This window comes from Rhodococcus sp. IEGM 1305, from assembly GCF_030058635.1.
Taxonomy (GTDB): Bacteria; Actinomycetota; Actinomycetes; order Mycobacteriales; family Mycobacteriaceae; genus Rhodococcus_F; species Rhodococcus_F opacus_D.
Genome location: NZ_JASHKX010000005.1, coordinates 193,646 through 208,259 on the forward strand (window position 1 = coordinate 193,646; position 14,614 = coordinate 208,259).

Annotated in this window: 14 protein-coding genes and 1 pseudogene; 5 read left to right on the plus strand and 10 right to left on the minus strand. The window is 67.6% G+C overall.

The window, feature by feature from the left end:
• Positions 1 to 63: 63 nt before the first annotated feature.
• From phoH2 to QM693_RS12115, 3 genes are all read right to left on the minus strand, one after another.
• Positions 64 to 1,431 carry an RNA 5'-3' helicase PhoH2 gene (phoH2, locus tag QM693_RS12105; protein ID WP_283352443.1) on the minus strand — a complete coding sequence of 456 codons (1,368 nt, stop codon included), beginning with the start codon at positions 1,429 to 1,431 and terminating at the stop codon, positions 64 to 66.
• A 308-nt stretch (positions 1,432 to 1,739) separates the two neighbouring features.
• Entirely contained in the window at positions 1,740 to 3,035 is a 1,296-nt protein-coding gene (glyA, locus tag QM693_RS12110; RefSeq protein WP_005253714.1) for a serine hydroxymethyltransferase, read from the minus strand.
• A gap of 66 nt (positions 3,036 to 3,101) precedes the next feature.
• Positions 3,102 to 4,322 carry a DUF885 domain-containing protein gene (locus QM693_RS12115; protein ID WP_280781539.1) on the minus strand — a complete coding sequence of 407 codons (1,221 nt, stop codon included), beginning with the start codon at positions 4,320 to 4,322 and terminating at the stop codon, positions 3,102 to 3,104.
• 169 nt (positions 4,323 to 4,491) lie between these two features.
• On the opposite strand from QM693_RS12115, the gene coaA reads away from it, so the two are divergent.
• Positions 4,492 to 5,424 carry a type I pantothenate kinase gene (gene coaA, locus QM693_RS12120; protein WP_009479106.1) on the plus strand — a complete coding sequence of 311 codons (933 nt, stop codon included), beginning with the start codon at positions 4,492 to 4,494 and terminating at the stop codon, positions 5,422 to 5,424.
• A gap of 41 nt (positions 5,425 to 5,465) precedes the next feature.
• On the opposite strand, the gene QM693_RS12125 is transcribed toward coaA, so the two are convergent.
• On the minus strand, positions 5,466 to 6,233 hold the full coding sequence (locus QM693_RS12125) for an isoprenyl transferase (RefSeq protein WP_247252984.1): 768 nt from the start codon (positions 6,231 to 6,233) through the stop codon (positions 5,466 to 5,468).
• A gap of 161 nt (positions 6,234 to 6,394) precedes the next feature.
• Here QM693_RS12125 and trhA point away from each other — a divergent pair, with 161 nt between their 5' ends.
• Entirely contained in the window at positions 6,395 to 7,063 is a 669-nt protein-coding gene (gene trhA, locus QM693_RS12130; RefSeq protein WP_283331357.1) for a PAQR family membrane homeostasis protein TrhA, read from the plus strand.
• 6 nt (positions 7,064 to 7,069) lie between these two features.
• Here trhA and QM693_RS12135 read toward each other — a convergent pair whose 3' ends face one another.
• From QM693_RS12135 to mca, 3 genes are read right to left on the minus strand one after another with little or no spacing between them, the layout of a single operon-like run.
• On the minus strand, positions 7,070 to 9,085 hold the full coding sequence (locus tag QM693_RS12135; protein ID WP_283352444.1) for a thioredoxin domain-containing protein: 2,016 nt from the start codon (positions 9,083 to 9,085) through the stop codon (positions 7,070 to 7,072).
• 17 nt (positions 9,086 to 9,102) lie between these two features.
• Positions 9,103 to 9,423 carry a hypothetical protein gene (locus QM693_RS12140; protein WP_009479102.1) on the minus strand — a complete coding sequence of 107 codons (321 nt, stop codon included), beginning with the start codon at positions 9,421 to 9,423 and terminating at the stop codon, positions 9,103 to 9,105.
• The gene (mca, locus tag QM693_RS12145; protein WP_011597950.1) at positions 9,420 to 10,298 is read right to left on the minus strand and encodes a mycothiol conjugate amidase Mca; all 879 of its coding nucleotides are present in this window, start codon (positions 10,296 to 10,298) and stop codon (positions 9,420 to 9,422) included. Before mca ends, QM693_RS12140 begins: the two co-directional genes overlap by 4 nt.
• Before the next feature lie 191 nt (positions 10,299 to 10,489).
• Between mca and QM693_RS12150 the strand changes: the two genes are divergently transcribed.
• Both QM693_RS12150 and greA read left to right on the plus strand, forming a co-directional pair.
• Positions 10,490 to 10,915 carry a DUF4307 domain-containing protein gene (locus QM693_RS12150; protein ID WP_283352445.1) on the plus strand — a complete coding sequence of 142 codons (426 nt, stop codon included), beginning with the start codon at positions 10,490 to 10,492 and terminating at the stop codon, positions 10,913 to 10,915.
• Positions 10,916 to 11,142: 227 nt separating this feature from the next.
• Positions 11,143 to 11,637 carry a transcription elongation factor GreA gene (greA, locus tag QM693_RS12155; RefSeq protein WP_005238978.1) on the plus strand — a complete coding sequence of 165 codons (495 nt, stop codon included), beginning with the start codon at positions 11,143 to 11,145 and terminating at the stop codon, positions 11,635 to 11,637.
• Positions 11,638 to 11,717: 80 nt separating this feature from the next.
• On the opposite strand, the gene QM693_RS12160 is transcribed toward greA, so the two are convergent.
• The 3 genes and pseudogenes from QM693_RS12160 to QM693_RS37845 form a co-directional block, all read right to left on the minus strand.
• Positions 11,718 to 13,067 carry a C40 family peptidase gene (locus QM693_RS12160; RefSeq protein ID WP_283352446.1) on the minus strand — a complete coding sequence of 450 codons (1,350 nt, stop codon included), beginning with the start codon at positions 13,065 to 13,067 and terminating at the stop codon, positions 11,718 to 11,720.
• 146 nt (positions 13,068 to 13,213) lie between these two features.
• Positions 13,214 to 13,774 carry a hypothetical protein gene (locus QM693_RS12165; RefSeq protein WP_283352447.1) on the minus strand — a complete coding sequence of 187 codons (561 nt, stop codon included), beginning with the start codon at positions 13,772 to 13,774 and terminating at the stop codon, positions 13,214 to 13,216.
• A 42-nt stretch (positions 13,775 to 13,816) separates the two neighbouring features.
• Positions 13,817 to 14,119 (minus strand): annotated as a pseudogene (locus QM693_RS37845) (hypothetical protein); the annotation flags it as partial.
• Between the two features lie 294 nt (positions 14,120 to 14,413).
• Here QM693_RS37845 and QM693_RS12170 point away from each other — a divergent pair.
• Positions 14,414 to 14,605, plus strand: a complete 192-nt coding sequence (locus tag QM693_RS12170; protein WP_164059019.1) for a hypothetical protein — start codon at positions 14,414 to 14,416, stop codon at positions 14,603 to 14,605.
• The last annotated feature ends 9 nt before the right edge of the window (positions 14,606 to 14,614 follow it).

Here is a 14,614-nt window from a genome sequence, read left to right on the forward strand (position 1 = left end):
CGTTTCCGCCCGATGCCGCACGGACCGTGCGACATCGGGCGGATCACGCTGCGGGGCAGGCGCCTACGGCGTCGGCCCGAACTCCTCCAGCATCTCCGTCACGAGCGCCGCGATCGGCGAACGCTCACTGCGCGTCAACGTGATGTGCGCGAACAGCGGATGCCCCTTGAGCTTCTCGATCACCGCGGCCACACCGTCGTGACGTCCGACCCTCAGGTTGTCGCGCTGTGCGACGTCGTGAGTGAGGATCACCCGGGAGCCGGTGCCGAGCCGGGACAGCACCGTGAGCAGCACGTTGCGTTCCAGCGACTGCGCCTCGTCCACGATCACGAACGAATCGTGCAGTGACCGTCCGCGAATATGCGTGAGTGGCAACACTTCCAGCATGCCGCGGCTGATCACCTCGTCCATCACCTCGGTGCTGGCGAGGCCGTCGAGAGTGTCGAAGACCGCCTGGGCCCACGGGCCCATCTTCTCGCTCTCACTACCCGGCAGGTAGCCGAGTTCCTGCCCACCCACCGCGTAGAGCGGCCGGAAGACAACGACTTTCCGCTGGGTACGGCGCTCGAGCACCGCCTCCAGCCCCGCCGTCAACGCCAGCGCCGACTTGCCGGTGCCCGCCTTGCCGCCCAGCGACACGATGCCCACACTCTCGTCCAGCAGGATGTCCAGGGCGATCCGCTGCTCGGCCGAACGTCCGTGCAGACCGAATGCCTCACGCTCCCCCCGCACCAACTGCACCCGCTTGTCGGCGTTCACCCGGCCCAGTGCGCTCGACGAACCGCCCAGCAGCCGAATACCCGTGTGGCACGGAAGTTCCCGAGCCTCCTCCAGATCGACGACACCCTCGGAGAACAGTTCGTCGATCGATGAGGACGCCACGTCCAGTTCGGTCATACCCGTCCAACCGGACGGAACGACGTCGTGGGCGTGGTACTCGTCGGCGGGAAGACCCACCGCACCGGCCTTCACACGCAGCGGGATGTCCTTGCTGACCAGGACGACGTCACCGCCCTCGGCCTCGAGGTTCAGGGCGCAGGCCAGGATCCTCGAATCGTTGCTGTCCGTGCGGAATCCGACCGGGAGAACCGACGGGTCGGTGTGGTTCAGCTCGACCTGCAGGGTGCCGCCCTCGGTGCCGATCGGCACGGGCTGGTCGAGACGACCGTACTCCAGACGGAGGTCGTCGAGCATGCGCAGCGATTCTCTTGCGAACCATCCCAACTCGTGGTGGTGCCGCTTCCCTTCGAGCTCGCTGATCACGACGAGGGGAAGCACCACACGGTGCTCGGCGAACCTGGTGACGGCCCAGGGGTCGGACAGCAGTACGGAGGTGTCGAGTACGAATGTACGAACTGCAGAATCCGACGATTTCCTGGGGGCGGCGGACGAACGTCCGACGCGGGCTGAGACGGAGCGTGAAGCAGTCACGTTGGCTCCTAGGTCTGCGTGGCACCCACGCAAACTCGGTTCGCTGGACCGGTCCGTCCCTGGTGTGTCACCACACGAGGGCCGGGCGCCGGCCCCCTCGCACTGAGTGTGTCAGCCACGATCAGGACCTCCCGTACAAGCAACTTCCCCGCTGCCTGTTACCCCCGACGGTACTGCCAAACACGCCGGACGGCCGTGCGAGCGGCGGGCGTGTCGGTGAACATCAAGTTACGCGGAGGCGCCTGCGGCGCCCGTGCGTGGTTAACGAGTCCTTGCACTCGCAGGCCACGCACGGGCGGTGGAGCCGCCTAGATCAGGCGCCAGTCCTCGAGTCCCTCGTACAGCGGGAAGTCGGCGGCGAGCTTGGACACGCGAGACTTCAGCGTCTCGACGTCGGACGATCCGGCGAGTGCGGTGCCGATGATGTCGGCGACCTCGGTGAACTGCTCGTCCCCGAATCCACGCGATGCGAGCGCCGCGGTGCCGATCCGGAGGCCGGACGTGACCATCGGCGGGCGCGGGTCGAACGGCACCGCGTTGCGGTTGACGGTGATGCCGACCTCGTGGAGAAGGTCCTCACCTTGCTGGCCGTCGAGCTGCGAGTTGCGCAGGTCGACGAGCACGAGGTGCACGTCGGTGCCGCCGGTGAGGACGCTGACACCCTTGTCGACGACATCGGCGCCGGTCAGACGCTCGGCGAGGATCTTGGCGCCGGTCAGGGTGCGCTGCTGACGGTCCTTGAACTCCTCGGTGCCCGCGATCTTCAGGGAGACTGCCTTGGCGGCGATGGCGTGCATCAGCGGCCCGCCCTGCTGGCCGGGGAAGACGGCGGAGTTGAGCTTCTTCGCCCATTCCTGCTTGGCGAGGATCAGGCCGGAGCGCGGCCCGCCGAGCGTCTTGTGGACGGTGCTGGACACGACGTCGGCGTAGGGCACGGGCGACGGGTGCAGCCCGGCAGCGACCAAGCCCGCGAAGTGCGCCATGTCGACCCACAGGTACGCGCCGACCTCGTCGGCGATGGAACGGAACGCGGCGAAGTCCTCGTGACGCGGGTATGCGGACCAGCCGGCGACGATGACCTTCGGCTGCGCGGCGACGGCGATCTTGCGGACCTCGTCCATGTCGATGCGGTGGTCTTCCTTGCTGACCCCGTACGACTCGACGTCGTAGAGCTTGCCGGAGAAGTTCAGCTTCATGCCGTGCGTGAGGTGGCCGCCGTGCGCCAGGTCGAGGCCGAGGAGCTTCTCACCCGGGTTCATCAGGGCCATCAGGACCGCCGCGTTGGCCTGTGCGCCGGAGTGCGGCTGGACGTTCGCGAAGTCGGCGCCGAACAGTTCCTTGGCGCGGGTGCGGGCGAGATCCTCGATGACGTCGACGTGCTCGCAGCCGCCGTAGTAGCGGCGTCCCGGGTATCCCTCGGCGTACTTGTTGGTGAGGACGCTGCCCTGAGCCTGGAGGACCGCGCGGGGAACGAAGTTCTCCGACGCGATCATCTCCAGCGTGTCGCGCTGACGGGCCAGCTCACCTGCCATGGCCTGGGCGACTTCGGGGTCGAGTTCGGCGAGGGGGGCCGTGTTGACGTCGGTACCGGGCACAGCGGTCATCGAGGGATCTCCAAGCTGGATGCGGAAACGAATGCTCCCAGTCTACGAAGTATCCGTGAGGACTTCCTAACCGCCCGCGGTGAGGTACCCCTCACCGGCGCGCAGGACGCTGGGAACGAGCGGCTCGTCGAGCAGTCGACGGAACCGCTCCGACCGCTCCGCGCCGACGGGCACCTCGGCCAGCCAGCCGCCGAGCAGGCGGTATCCCTCCACGTAGGTGCTGGTGTACGCCCGCCACAGCGGCGAGGACAGGAACCGCAGCGACTGCCGGGCCCGCTCGGGGGTCGACAGACTCCACCGCTGCAGGAACGCCGCGACGTCGTCGTGGCTGCGACCCTCGTCGTGCAGCATCATCGCCGCGTCCTGCCGCACACCGAGCAGCTGCCCGGACGCCCCGGACAAACGTTGCGCCTGCTCACCGTCGAATCGCAGGCCGAGGTCGGCGTAGATTTCCTGCGCCCACAGCCCCCAGTCGGACCCGACGATCGATTCGAGCGCGAGGTCCGCGAGGCCCTCGGCCATCAGGCACTGCGGGGTGTTGACGACGAACAACGTCTGCTCGAGCTGTCCCGACCCGACGAGTCCGGCTTCCTTGCGGCAGTGCTCGGTGTGGTGGCCGGGGTACGACTCGTGCGCGATCAGCCGCGGCAGGTTCGACATGTGCTGCTCGAGGTCGGAGTTGATCGCGACCCGGGACCGGTAGTCGCCGAGGTAGTAGTTGAACCCCGACCACGGCTTGTCGCCCACCACCTCGTACTCCACGACCTCCGAGTCGGGCAGTGCGTAATGCTCCCGCACGAGGTCGCGCAGGGCACTCGAGAAGGCGTCGACACATTCCTGCAACCGGTCCGCGGGGATCTCGTCCTTCGCGCGGTGGGCCTGGATGCGTTCGGCGAGCGGCCCCGTTCCGGGCAGCACGGCGTCCATCTTGCGGTGCGCCTCCCGGTACTGCTCCTCGTCGCCGCGTTCGATGCGGACGTCGAAGTACGCCTCGACCTCGTCGACGAAACCGACGTCGTCGCCCGCGAACTTTCGCCCCGAGCATTCGAGGGCACGGAGATGGACGTCGAGGAACCGGGTCCGCTCCTCGGACAATCCGGCCGACGGCAATTCCGCGCGGAGGTTCGCCGCCGTGCGCGCGAGGTCGCGCGGATCGGGCTTCGGCGCGTTCTCCACCTGCCTGCGCAGCGCGGGATCGCCGGTATACGCGTCGACGAATCCTTCCTCCAGCCGGTCGAAACCCAGCCCGAGCAGCAAGTATTCGCGTACGAACGAAACGGATTCCATGCCGTCCGACCTTAGTCGCAGACGCGTGTTCCCGACCCGCCGACAGCGCAGCCTGTGGCACCAAGCACAATCCGACTATGCAACCGCTACTCGCCAGCGCAACGACGACGGCAGAGATTCTGGGCATGGACCGCTCACTCCCCCGTGTACCCGAGTGTGAGCGGAACTGATGGCGCGGACGAGCGAGTCCAGTCCGTACGTCGAATTCGACCGGAAGCAGTGGCGCACACTGCGTAAGTCGACGCCACTCGTCCTGACCGAGGAAGAGCTGTACGGACTGCGGGGCCTCGGCGAGCAGATCGACCTCGAAGAGGTCGCGGAGGTGTACCTGCCGCTGTCGCGTCTCATCCACCTGCAGGTCGCGGCCAGGCAGCGACTGTTCGCCGCGACCGCGACGTTCCTCGGCGAGAAGCACCCCGACCAGCAGGTGCCGTTCGTGATCGGCGTCGCCGGCAGTGTGGCGGTCGGCAAATCCACCACGGCCCGTGTCCTCCAGGCCCTCCTCGCGCGGTGGGAGCACCACCCGCGCGTCGACCTGGTGACGACGGACGGCTTCCTGTATCCGACGGCCGAACTGAACCGCCGTGGGATCATGCACCGCAAGGGCTTTCCCGAGAGTTACGACCGCCGGAAGTTGCTGCGGTTCGTCACCGAGGTGAAGTCGGGGGCAGAGGAAGTGGCCGCACCGGTCTATTCACACATCTCGTACGACATCATCCCGGGCCAGTACCACCTGATCCGGCAGCCCGACATCCTCATCATCGAGGGTCTCAACGTGCTGCAGACCGGACCACGGCTGATGGTGTCGGATCTGTTCGACTTCTCGATCTACGTCGACGCCCGCATCGAGGACATCGAGAACTGGTACATCCAGCGTTTTCTCGCGCTGCGGAAGACGTCGTTCTCCGACCCCGACGCGCACTTCCACCACTATGCGGGATTGTCCGACCGGGACGCGACGGCTGCCGCTCAGGAGATCTGGCACAACATCAACCGGCCGAACCTCGTGGAGAACATCCTGCCGACGCGTCCGCGTGCCACGCTCGTGCTGCGCAAGGACGCCAATCATTCGATCAACCGGCTGCGGCTGCGGAAGCTGTAGGTGAGTGGCGAAGTGTGTTCCGGCACGCTTCGCCACTCACGTCAGACGCCGAAGCGGCGGTGCCGGGCGGCGTAGTCGCGGAGCGCGCGGAGGAAGTCGACCCGGCGGAACTCGGGCCAGTACGCCTCCGTGAACCAGATCTCGGAATAGGCGCTCTGCCACAGCAGGAACCCCGACAGCCGCTGCTCCCCCGACGTGCGGATCACGAGGTCGGGGTCGGGCTGGCCGGACGTGTAGAGGTGACCGTCGATGCCGTCGACTGTGATCGATTTCACCAGTTCGTCCCCCGACAGTCCCGCGAGGAGTTTCTCGCTCAGCAGCGACTGCACGGCGTCGGCGATCTCCTGGCGGCCGCCGTAGCCGATCGCGACGTTGACGTGGGTGCCGGTGCGCCCCTCGGTCCCGGCAGCCGCGTCACGCAGACGGCGGGACTGTTCGGAGGGCAGGAGGTCGAGGGCGCCGACGATCTTGACGCTCCAGTTCTTGTCGGGGCCGGAGATCTCCTCGACGACATCCGTGATGATCTCGAGCAGGGTGTCGAGTTCCCCGGGGTCGCGGCGCAGGTTCTCGGTGGACAGCAGGTAGATGGTGGCCATCTCGATGCCCGCGGCGTCGCACCACCCGAGCATCTCGGAGATCTTCAGGGCACCCATGCGGTGGCCGTGACTGACGTCCTCGAAGCCGTTTTCCCGGGCCCACCGCCGGTTGCCGTCGCACATCACGGCAATGTGCCGAGGGTGCTGTAGACCGTCGAGCCGCTTCAGTAGCCGACGCTCGTAGATGCTGTACAGCAGTCCTCGCGCACTCACCTGGAGATCACCATGACACGCAAGAGTACGCCGCACCCGAAGGTGATTCGCGACGGCCGTCACACAGCACACGGCTTGCCGCTACCGACGGGTACGCTCTCACCACAAGCTAACCTACGGTTGCGTAGGTTAGCGCCACGCACAGCGAGAAGAGGTGTTCAGTGACCGCTTTCGGCCTCGACGAACTGCCCGTCAAACCCCGACTGCGAGGGTGGATCCACCTGTGGGCGTTCGGCGTCTCCGTGATCGCCGGCATCGTCCTCGTCACACTGTCGGGCACCCAGGTGTCCGGGAAAGCGGCGCTCGCCACCGCCGTCTACAGCCTCACGGTGTGCGGTGTGTTCGGGGTCAGCGCCACCTACCACCGCATCCACTGGAACACCGTCAAGGCCCGCACGTGGATGAAACGCGCGGACCACTCGATGATCTTCCTGTTCATCGCCGGCAGCTACACCCCGTTCGCGGTGCTGGGGCTTCCGCCCGACACGGGCCGGACGCTGCTGATCGTCGTGTGGGCGGGGGCGCTCGCCGGGGTCGCACTGAAAATGCTGTGGCCGACGGCACCGCGCTGGGTCGGGGTGCCGCTCTACCTGCTGCTCGGCTGGGCCATCGTGCCGGTCGCACCCGAACTGACGCACGAGGTCGGTGTCGTACCGATGGTGCTGCTGCTGATCGGCGGCATCCTGTACTCGGTGGGCGCGATCCTCTACGCCACCAAGTGGCCCAACCCCTGGCCGACCACGTTCGGTCATCACGAGTTCTTCCACGCCGCCACCGTCATCGCGGCCCTGTGCCACTACATCGCCGTGTGGCTGGTGGTGTTCCGCTAGGCCGGACTACCGGCTCAACGCGACACCCAGGTCCTCGATCGTCGTCACCGGGCGGTCGCACACGAACCCGCGGCACACGTACGCCGCGGACGCGCCGCCGACCAGCGGCCGGTCGGCGAGCAGCGGTGACGAGTCCGGTGCGCCGCCTACCACGACGGCACCACCGGGAGCGAGTCTGCGCGCCTCCCGGAGCAGGGCGGAATCGCCGTCGGTTGCGACGGCCACCTGGATCGGGCCGCGCACCGACGCCTCCGCCACTGCGAGCCAGTGCCCGGCCGATCGCGGTGCGCGCTCCAGAAGCAGTGCCACCCGGTCGAGCGATTCGGCGGCCGCGGTCGCGTACCGTCCCGACGCCTCCGCGTCGGCCACCGCAGCCGCGGTGAGCAGCGCCTCGACCAGACACGACGCCCCGGACGGCGTCGCACCGTCGACCGGGTCGCGGGGACGGGTCACCAGGGACTCGGCGTCGTCGGCGGTGTCGAACCAGCTTCCCGGCCGCTCGTCGTCGGCGAAATGGATCAGGGCGCGGTCCAGCAGCGCCTGCGCGTGCGTCAGCCACTCACTGTCGCCGGTCGCCTGATACAACGCGAGGAGGCCCGTCGCCAGGCAGGCGTAGTCCTCGAGTACCCCCGCCGATTCGCCCACCGACGTTCCCAGGGACGCCCTCCGCAGGCGCCCGTCGACGACGTGCAATCCCAGCACCGCACGCGCGCAGTCGGCGGCCGCGGCCACCCACTCCGGCCTGCCGAGCCCGGCACCGGCCTCGGCGAGCGCGGTGATCGTGAGTCCGTTCCAGGCGGTGACCACCTTGTCGTCGCGTCCCGGCTGCGGCCGCATCGCACGCCGGGCGAGCAGCGTGCCCCGGATCCGGCGCCAGCGGTCCCAGTCGTCCGGATCGTGCGGAAGCTGCAGGACGGACGTGCCCGCCTCGAACGTCCCGTCCGCAGTCACCGCGAACACCCGGGCCGCCCACTCCCCGTCCTCGGTCCCGAGGATCTCGACGAGCTGCCCAGGGGTCCACACGTACGTGAGTCCCTCGACACCCTCCGTGTCGGCGTCGAGGGCGGACGCGAACGACCCGTTGTCGGTGCGCAGATCGCGCAGCAGGAACTCGACGGTCTCCTCGGTGACCCGGACGGCCAGGTCCGAGCCCGTGCGCCGGCCCAGGTGCGCGTACGCGCGCAGCAGCTGGGCGTTGTCGTAGAGCATCTTCTCGAAGTGCGGCACCACCCACGCGGCGTCGACCGAATAGCGGGCGAAACCGCCGCCGAGCTGGTCGTAGATGCCGCCGCGCGCCATCGCCGACGCCGTCCGCGCCACGACGCCGAGCACCTCCTCGGCACCGGACCGCTCGTACGTGCGCAGCAGGCCTTCCATCAGCGCGGACGGCGGAAACTTGGGGGCTCCGCCGAACCCGCCGCGGTCGGCGTCCTCGTCCCGCAGCACGGCTCCGGCGGCCGCATCCAGCAGGGCCGCGTCCACTCGGACATCACCCTCGGGGATGCCGCCGGCTCCCCGCCGCAGTTCGGCGACCACCGAGGCGGCCGCGTCGTCGACGTCACCGCGGCGGTCCCGCCACGTGTCGGCGATGGCGCTCAGCAGCTGGGTGAACGACGGCATGCCGCCGCGCGGCTCGGCCGGGTAGTAGGTGCCGCAGTAGAACGGGGCGCCGTCGGGAGTGAGGAAGCACGTCATCGGCCAGCCACCCTGACCGGTCATCGCGACGGTGGCGTTCATGTACACGGCATCGAGGTCGGGACGCTCCTCACGGTCGACCTTGACGCACACGAAATGCTCGTTCATCAGCGACGCCACCGCCTCGTCCTCGAAGGACTCGTGGGCCATCACGTGGCACCAGTGGCACGCCGAGTATCCGATCGACAACAGGATCGGGACGTCCCGCTCGCGCGCCCACTCGGTCGCCTCCGGACCCCACTGCTGCCAGTGCACGGGGTTGGCGGCGTGCTGTCGCAGATAGGGGCTGGTGGACCCACCGAGTGTGTTCTGTGCGCGTGGGTCCATCTCCAGCTCCTGTTCGACTATTTCTGCAGGTTGGGTGGGGTGTCTGTGGGCTTCGGCGGTTCGGTGCTGCTCGCCCCGCCACCGTGGATCGCGCCGCGGTCGGTGCCCTCGTCCACTTCCTGGTCCGGTTCGGGATGCTCCGGCTCGAACGTCTCGGGCAGATTCTTGAGCTTCTTGTTCATCGAACGCACCAGCAGCACCACACCCGCGAGCAGCGCGAGAATGACGACGAGGCCGATGGGCGACGCCTTGCCGAACTCGGGGCCCGACGGGGTGCTCGGCGTCTGCGCCAGGACGTCCGCCGTGCCGGCCAACAGGTTCACGGTCAACGCATTCACGGCTGTCCGTCCTCGGTGATGCCCGCGAACAGGTCGTTCTCCGGGATGGAGGTGGTGACCCGGGTCTTGGCGAGTTCGAATTCCTCGGTCGGCCAGATCTTCTGCTGGATTTCCAGCGGAACCGCGAAGAACGAGCCGTTCGGGTCGATCTGCGTCGCGTGGGCCCGCAACGCATCGTCACGCTGCGGGAAGTAGTCGCCGCACGTGATCTGGGTGGTGACGCGTGCCATCAGGTCGCCCTGCTCGGTCTTCCACTTCTTGAGCCACTCGGCCATCGGGAACTCTTCGCCCCGGCGGTCGTACTCCTCCTGGAACTGCAGCAGACGCTTCCGGATGAAGCCGTGCGAGTAGTAGACCTTCTGCACCTTCCACGGTTCCCCGGCGTCGGGGAACCGCTCCGGGTCGGCAGCGGCCTCGTACGCGGCCATCGACACCTCGTGGCAGCGGATGTGATCGGGGTGCGGGTAGCCGCCGTTCTCGTCGTACGTGGTCATGACGTGCGGACGGAACTCGCGGATCACCCGCACGAGGGCCTCGGTCGACTCCTCGAGCGGAACGAGCGCGAAGCAGCCCTCCGGCAGCGGCGGCTTCGGGTCGCCCTCGGGCAGACCGGAGTCGACGAATCCCAGCCACTGGTGCTGGACTCCGAGGATGCGCGCGGCCTCCGCCATCTCCTCGATGCGGACCTCGTGGATGCGGTCACGCACCCCGGGCACGTCCATCGCGGGGTTGAGGATGTCGCCACGTTCACCCCCGGTCAACGTCACGACCTTCACTTCGTTGCCCTCTGCGGCGTAACGGGCCGTTGTCGCGGCACCCTTGCTCGACTCGTCGTCGGGATGGGCATGGACGGCCATGAGCCGGAATCCGCTCACGTATTCGTTCACCTCAACTTCGCCAGTAGCCGTTGCCGGCTTGTCCGTGTCGCGCGCTCTCGCCCTCCGCCATCACTGACGGCGCACTGACGCACGTCCTCTATAGTTCCACCCGAGAGTTCCGCTTGCAGCCGTGCCCCCGCTCGAGTGCTGTGAGTTACGTGGAACCGGAGCTGTACGAGAGTTGAGAGATGACGAGAACGCTTCCCCCGGGCCGATACACAGCCGCAGCAAAGCCTGCGCGCCCGAAGCGCTGGCTCGTGTGGGCGCTGTCCGCGGCGGTCGTGGTCGTCGGTGTGATCGTGGCGTTCGTCGCCTACGACAAGTTCGCCGTCTCCGAGATCGACAGTGAGGCCACGTCGTTCGATCTGGTGAGTGATTCGCAGCTGGACATCACGTTCACCGTCACCCGCGAGGATCCGTCACGGGCGGCGGTCTGCATCGTCCGCTCCCGGTCCAAGGACGGTTCCGAGACCGGTCGGCGCGAGGTCTACATCGCCGGCGGCGAGGACCAGACGGTGAAAGTCACCGCACCCGTCTACACGTCCCGCCCGCCCGCGATGGGCGACATCTACGGCTGCAGCCTGGACGTTCCCGCCTATCTGACCCGCGGCTGACACCGGCGCACCCGAGCGACCGTTCGGGTTATTCGGGGTTTGCGCTCCCCGATCGTGCTAGAATCGCCTGGTACACGGTTCCGGTTTGGAACCGTGTATTGCTGCATTGGCGGCAAGGCGGAAATCGAACGGCCCCGGCCGTCGAATTCTGCCGAGCCGTTGATCACTGCTGTTGCAGTGGTCTGTCGAGGGAGCCCGGCGGCTCCAACTACGAGGGAGTGATCGAGATGACCGAGACCCAGGTGACCTGGCTGACCCAGGAGTCACATGACAGGCTCAAGAGCGAACTCGACCAGCTCATTGCCAATCGTCCGGTCATCGCCGCCGAGATCAACGAGCGTCGCGAAGAGGGCGATCTGAAGGAGAACGGTGGCTACCACGCGGCCCGCGAAGAGCAGGGCCAGCAGGAGGCACGCATCCGCCAGCTTCAGGAACTCCTGAACAGCGCGAAGGTCGGCGAAGCGCCCACCCAGTCCGGTGTCGCACTGCCCGGCTCCGTGGTGAAGGTGTACTACGACGGCGACGAGAAGGACACCGAAACGTTCCTGATCGCCACCCGCGAAGAGGGTGCACGCGACAACAAACTCGAGGTCTACTCCCCCAACTCCCCGCTGGGTGGGGCACTGCTCGAGGCGAAGGTCGGCGAAACCCGCGAATACACACTGCCCAACGGCAGCAGCATGAAGGTGACGCTCGTCAGCGCGGAGCCGTACCACAGCTGATCTCGGATCCACCGCCGAAAACTCCGGTCCGGGCCCAGTGCCCGGGCCGGAGTTTTCTGCTGTGACACCCGGGATCGGGATCAGAAGACCCTGCGGGCCTTCATGTCGGCGAACACGGGGCCGATGCGCACCACGTCACCCGTCGTCGGGGCGTGCAGCATCTGGCCGTTCCCGACATAGATCGCCACGTGTCCCGGACCACCCGATTGCCAGTTACCGAACAGCAGGTCACCGGGCCTGGCCTGCGACAGCGGCACCTCCACACCCACATGCCACTGCGTTTCCGACGTGCGGGGCAGTTTGACGCCGGTTGCGGCGTACACGGCGAACGAGGTCAGTCCGGAGCAGTCGAAACCGCCGCCGGACGGTCCGTTGATGTTGCCGCCGCCCCACACGTACGGCAGCCCGATGAACCGCATGGCCGCCTCGACGACGCGGCTCGTGTCACCGGCGGCCGCACCGTAGAAGAACGGCGACAGCATCCGCGCGAACGACTCCTCCAGCGATCGGATCCGTGCGACGTACGGCTGCGTTTCGTGCTCGTAGTCGAACTTGCCCGCGGGCATGCCACCGGCGGTCCGGACCGCACCCGCCCCGGCGTTGTAGGCGGCGATCGTGAGGTCGAGGGTGTCACCCTTGACCACACCTTCCTTCTTCCAGCCCTCGATCTGCCCGAACAGGTCGCACAGCATCTGACCGGACGCCATCATCGGGTCGGCGACGCCGTTGATGTCGACCTTGCCGTCGCCGTCCGCGTCCTTGCCGTACTTGGCCCAGGCCGGGGGCATGAACTGGCCGGGTCCGCGGGCGCCCGCCCGGGACACCGGTGAGTTCGCGCCGTAGCGGAAACCGTTCTCGACGGAGTACAGGGCCGCCAGGGTCGGCGGCTTGATGCCCTCGCACAACGACCCGGCCTTGCGGATCCACGGCGCGAAGACGGCGATGGCGCCGACCGGCGCGAGCGAGACACCGGGGAAGCCGGCGGGGACGGACGGGATCAGCGATCCGAGTCCGCTGATCAGGGCCGGGACCCCGGGCAGAGCGGCGAGGCCCCCGATCGCCGTGCCGACGTCGGGGGCGCTCATCGCGGGCGGCTGGTCGAGTGGAGTGTCCGGGAGTGCCAGTGGGGGAACCGGGGCGGGCGGCGGCGCCGCCTCGACGGCGGGCGGCGGTGGAATGTAGGGGTCGGTTGCCTGCTTCACCACATCCGAGGCCTGGGCCACCATCTGCTCGGCCTGCACGCGGGCCGGTTCCGGGAGGGTCGATATCGCGTTGGTTACTTGTTTCTGAACGTCGGGTGAGGCCTGCTCGACCACCTGAATTGCTTCGGCTGCTTGATCTTTCACCGGCTGCGGTATGTCCGCTCCCTGAACGATTGCCCCCGCTGCGGTGGTGATCGCCACGATGATCGCCGCTGCATCAACTGACATACGTGCGCTCCTCCTCCTCGGTGCACCTAACCGAGTGAGTTCACGTTACGACGGGGCACAGCAGGTGCGAGGCGATTCTGCGGGATTGATCCGTTTCCTACCGTGACCTGCGGGAGCGCGGCACCTGGCGAATCACGTCGCCTCGGTCACCCACGCACCGGCACGAAACGTTCGCTGAGGATCACGACCAGGTCGGCCGGATCCGTGGTCTCGTCGTCCAACATCTCGAGGAGTGTCGTGCGCTGAGCCGGCGCGATCGGTTCGATTCCTCCGAAGATCTGCCATGTGTCACCCGCAGGGACGACGCGGGCGCAGATCAGATTCCCGACGTGCAATTGCCGGCTCGCGGTACGTTCCCTGATCGCGTGCAGGTCACCTGTGCGCAGGTCCCGCAGTGTCAGACCCACACCCGGCCGGACCTCCTCCACCTCGTGCACCGACCGTTCGATCTCCTGCCACTGCCGTGCGAGTGCTAAATCGTCCGGGGGCAGCAAGTCGCCACGGCTGTCGACGAAGTCGGTGAACGCACCGCCTTCGAACAGCGCGACGTCGGCAACCAGCGGGTCGTCCAACGCCTCGAACAGCGCTTCCTCACCCACCCAGTACTCGGACCGAATTTCGGCGAACTCCAAGATCCGATCCCGCCAGCCGAGCTCCTCCGCGTGCAGCTTCGACTTCTGGTACAGCCACGCGGCCCGCTCGGACAACGGATGGTCGCCCTTTCCGAGGTGACATATCTTGTACTTCTTCCCCGACCCGCACCAGCAGGGATGGTTTCGGCCCAGTCCCGGCCTGGGAGTCGGCTGACTGTCTCGTCCGCGAACCTGTCCGCGCCCTCGTCCGCGACCGAGAACTCGAATCCATCGACGTCGGGCTCCCCGGATGCGAGGTGCAGGATCGGCTCGAAATCCTCCACCTCCACGACGTCGGCCGAGATCTCCCGCGCGGTGAGGCGGTGTGTGAGGACGCGGCCCGCGAGCAGAACGTCGAGTGCGACCTTTCGGTCGTCGGGGAGAATCCCGAGAAGCCGCGCGTCGAAGTCCTCGACGAATTCGATCAGCTCGTCGATGTCTCCCCTACCCGAATCCGCAAGCGCGACCGTCAGCTCCCGGTCGGAAAGGGGGCCGCGCTCCCGCAGCAAACCCATAGCGGCATCGAGCAGTTCGTCATGGTCTGCGATCACGGATCCGATCGTAGTGACGACTCCGTCACGCCGACGGCTGTCCGGCACGACTGCGCACAACTGCATGTGACACGCCGGGCGTGCGCTGCACTAGTGCGCACTCGGCGAGGAGAGACAGATTCTTCCCAGGTTGTTCTAAGGTTCTTCGGGGAAGCTGGTCGGCATGAGTGAAGACCGACGGATTTCCCGCCTGCTTCCCGTTCGCCGCGTCCTGGCGGCAGCCGGAATCGCCGGACTGGTCGCCGGTGGTGGTATGGCGGCGGCAGCGGACCCCGCGACCCCCGATTCGACGGTGGCCGCGCCCCTCGTCTCGGCCGGATTCGGCACTCCGGACGCCGTGTCCAGCGGTTCCTGACATCGCGCG

What these genes read in the sequence shown, in the direction of transcription:
- QM693_RS12115 (WP_280781539.1), bottom strand. Translation starts at nt 4,322, where the DNA reads ATGGAATCCGTTTCGTTCGTACGCGAATACTTGCTGCTCGGGCTGGGT.
- coaA (WP_009479106.1), top strand. Translation starts at nt 4,492, where the DNA reads ATGGCGCGGACGAGCGAGTCCAGTCCGTACGTCGAATTCGACCGGAAG.
- glyA (WP_005253714.1), bottom strand. Translation starts at nt 3,035, where the DNA reads ATGACCGCTGTGCCCGGTACCGACGTCAACACGGCCCCCCTCGCCGAA.
- QM693_RS12170 (WP_164059019.1), top strand. Translation starts at nt 14,414, where the DNA reads ATGAGTGAAGACCGACGGATTTCCCGCCTGCTTCCCGTTCGCCGCGTC.
- greA (WP_005238978.1), top strand. Translation starts at nt 11,143, where the DNA reads ATGACCGAGACCCAGGTGACCTGGCTGACCCAGGAGTCACATGACAGG.
- QM693_RS12150 (WP_283352445.1), top strand. Translation starts at nt 10,490, where the DNA reads ATGACGAGAACGCTTCCCCCGGGCCGATACACAGCCGCAGCAAAGCCT.
- QM693_RS12160 (WP_283352446.1), bottom strand. Translation starts at nt 13,067, where the DNA reads ATGTCAGTTGATGCAGCGGCGATCATCGTGGCGATCACCACCGCAGCG.
- QM693_RS12135 (WP_283352444.1), bottom strand. Translation starts at nt 9,085, where the DNA reads ATGGACCCACGCGCACAGAACACACTCGGTGGGTCCACCAGCCCCTAT.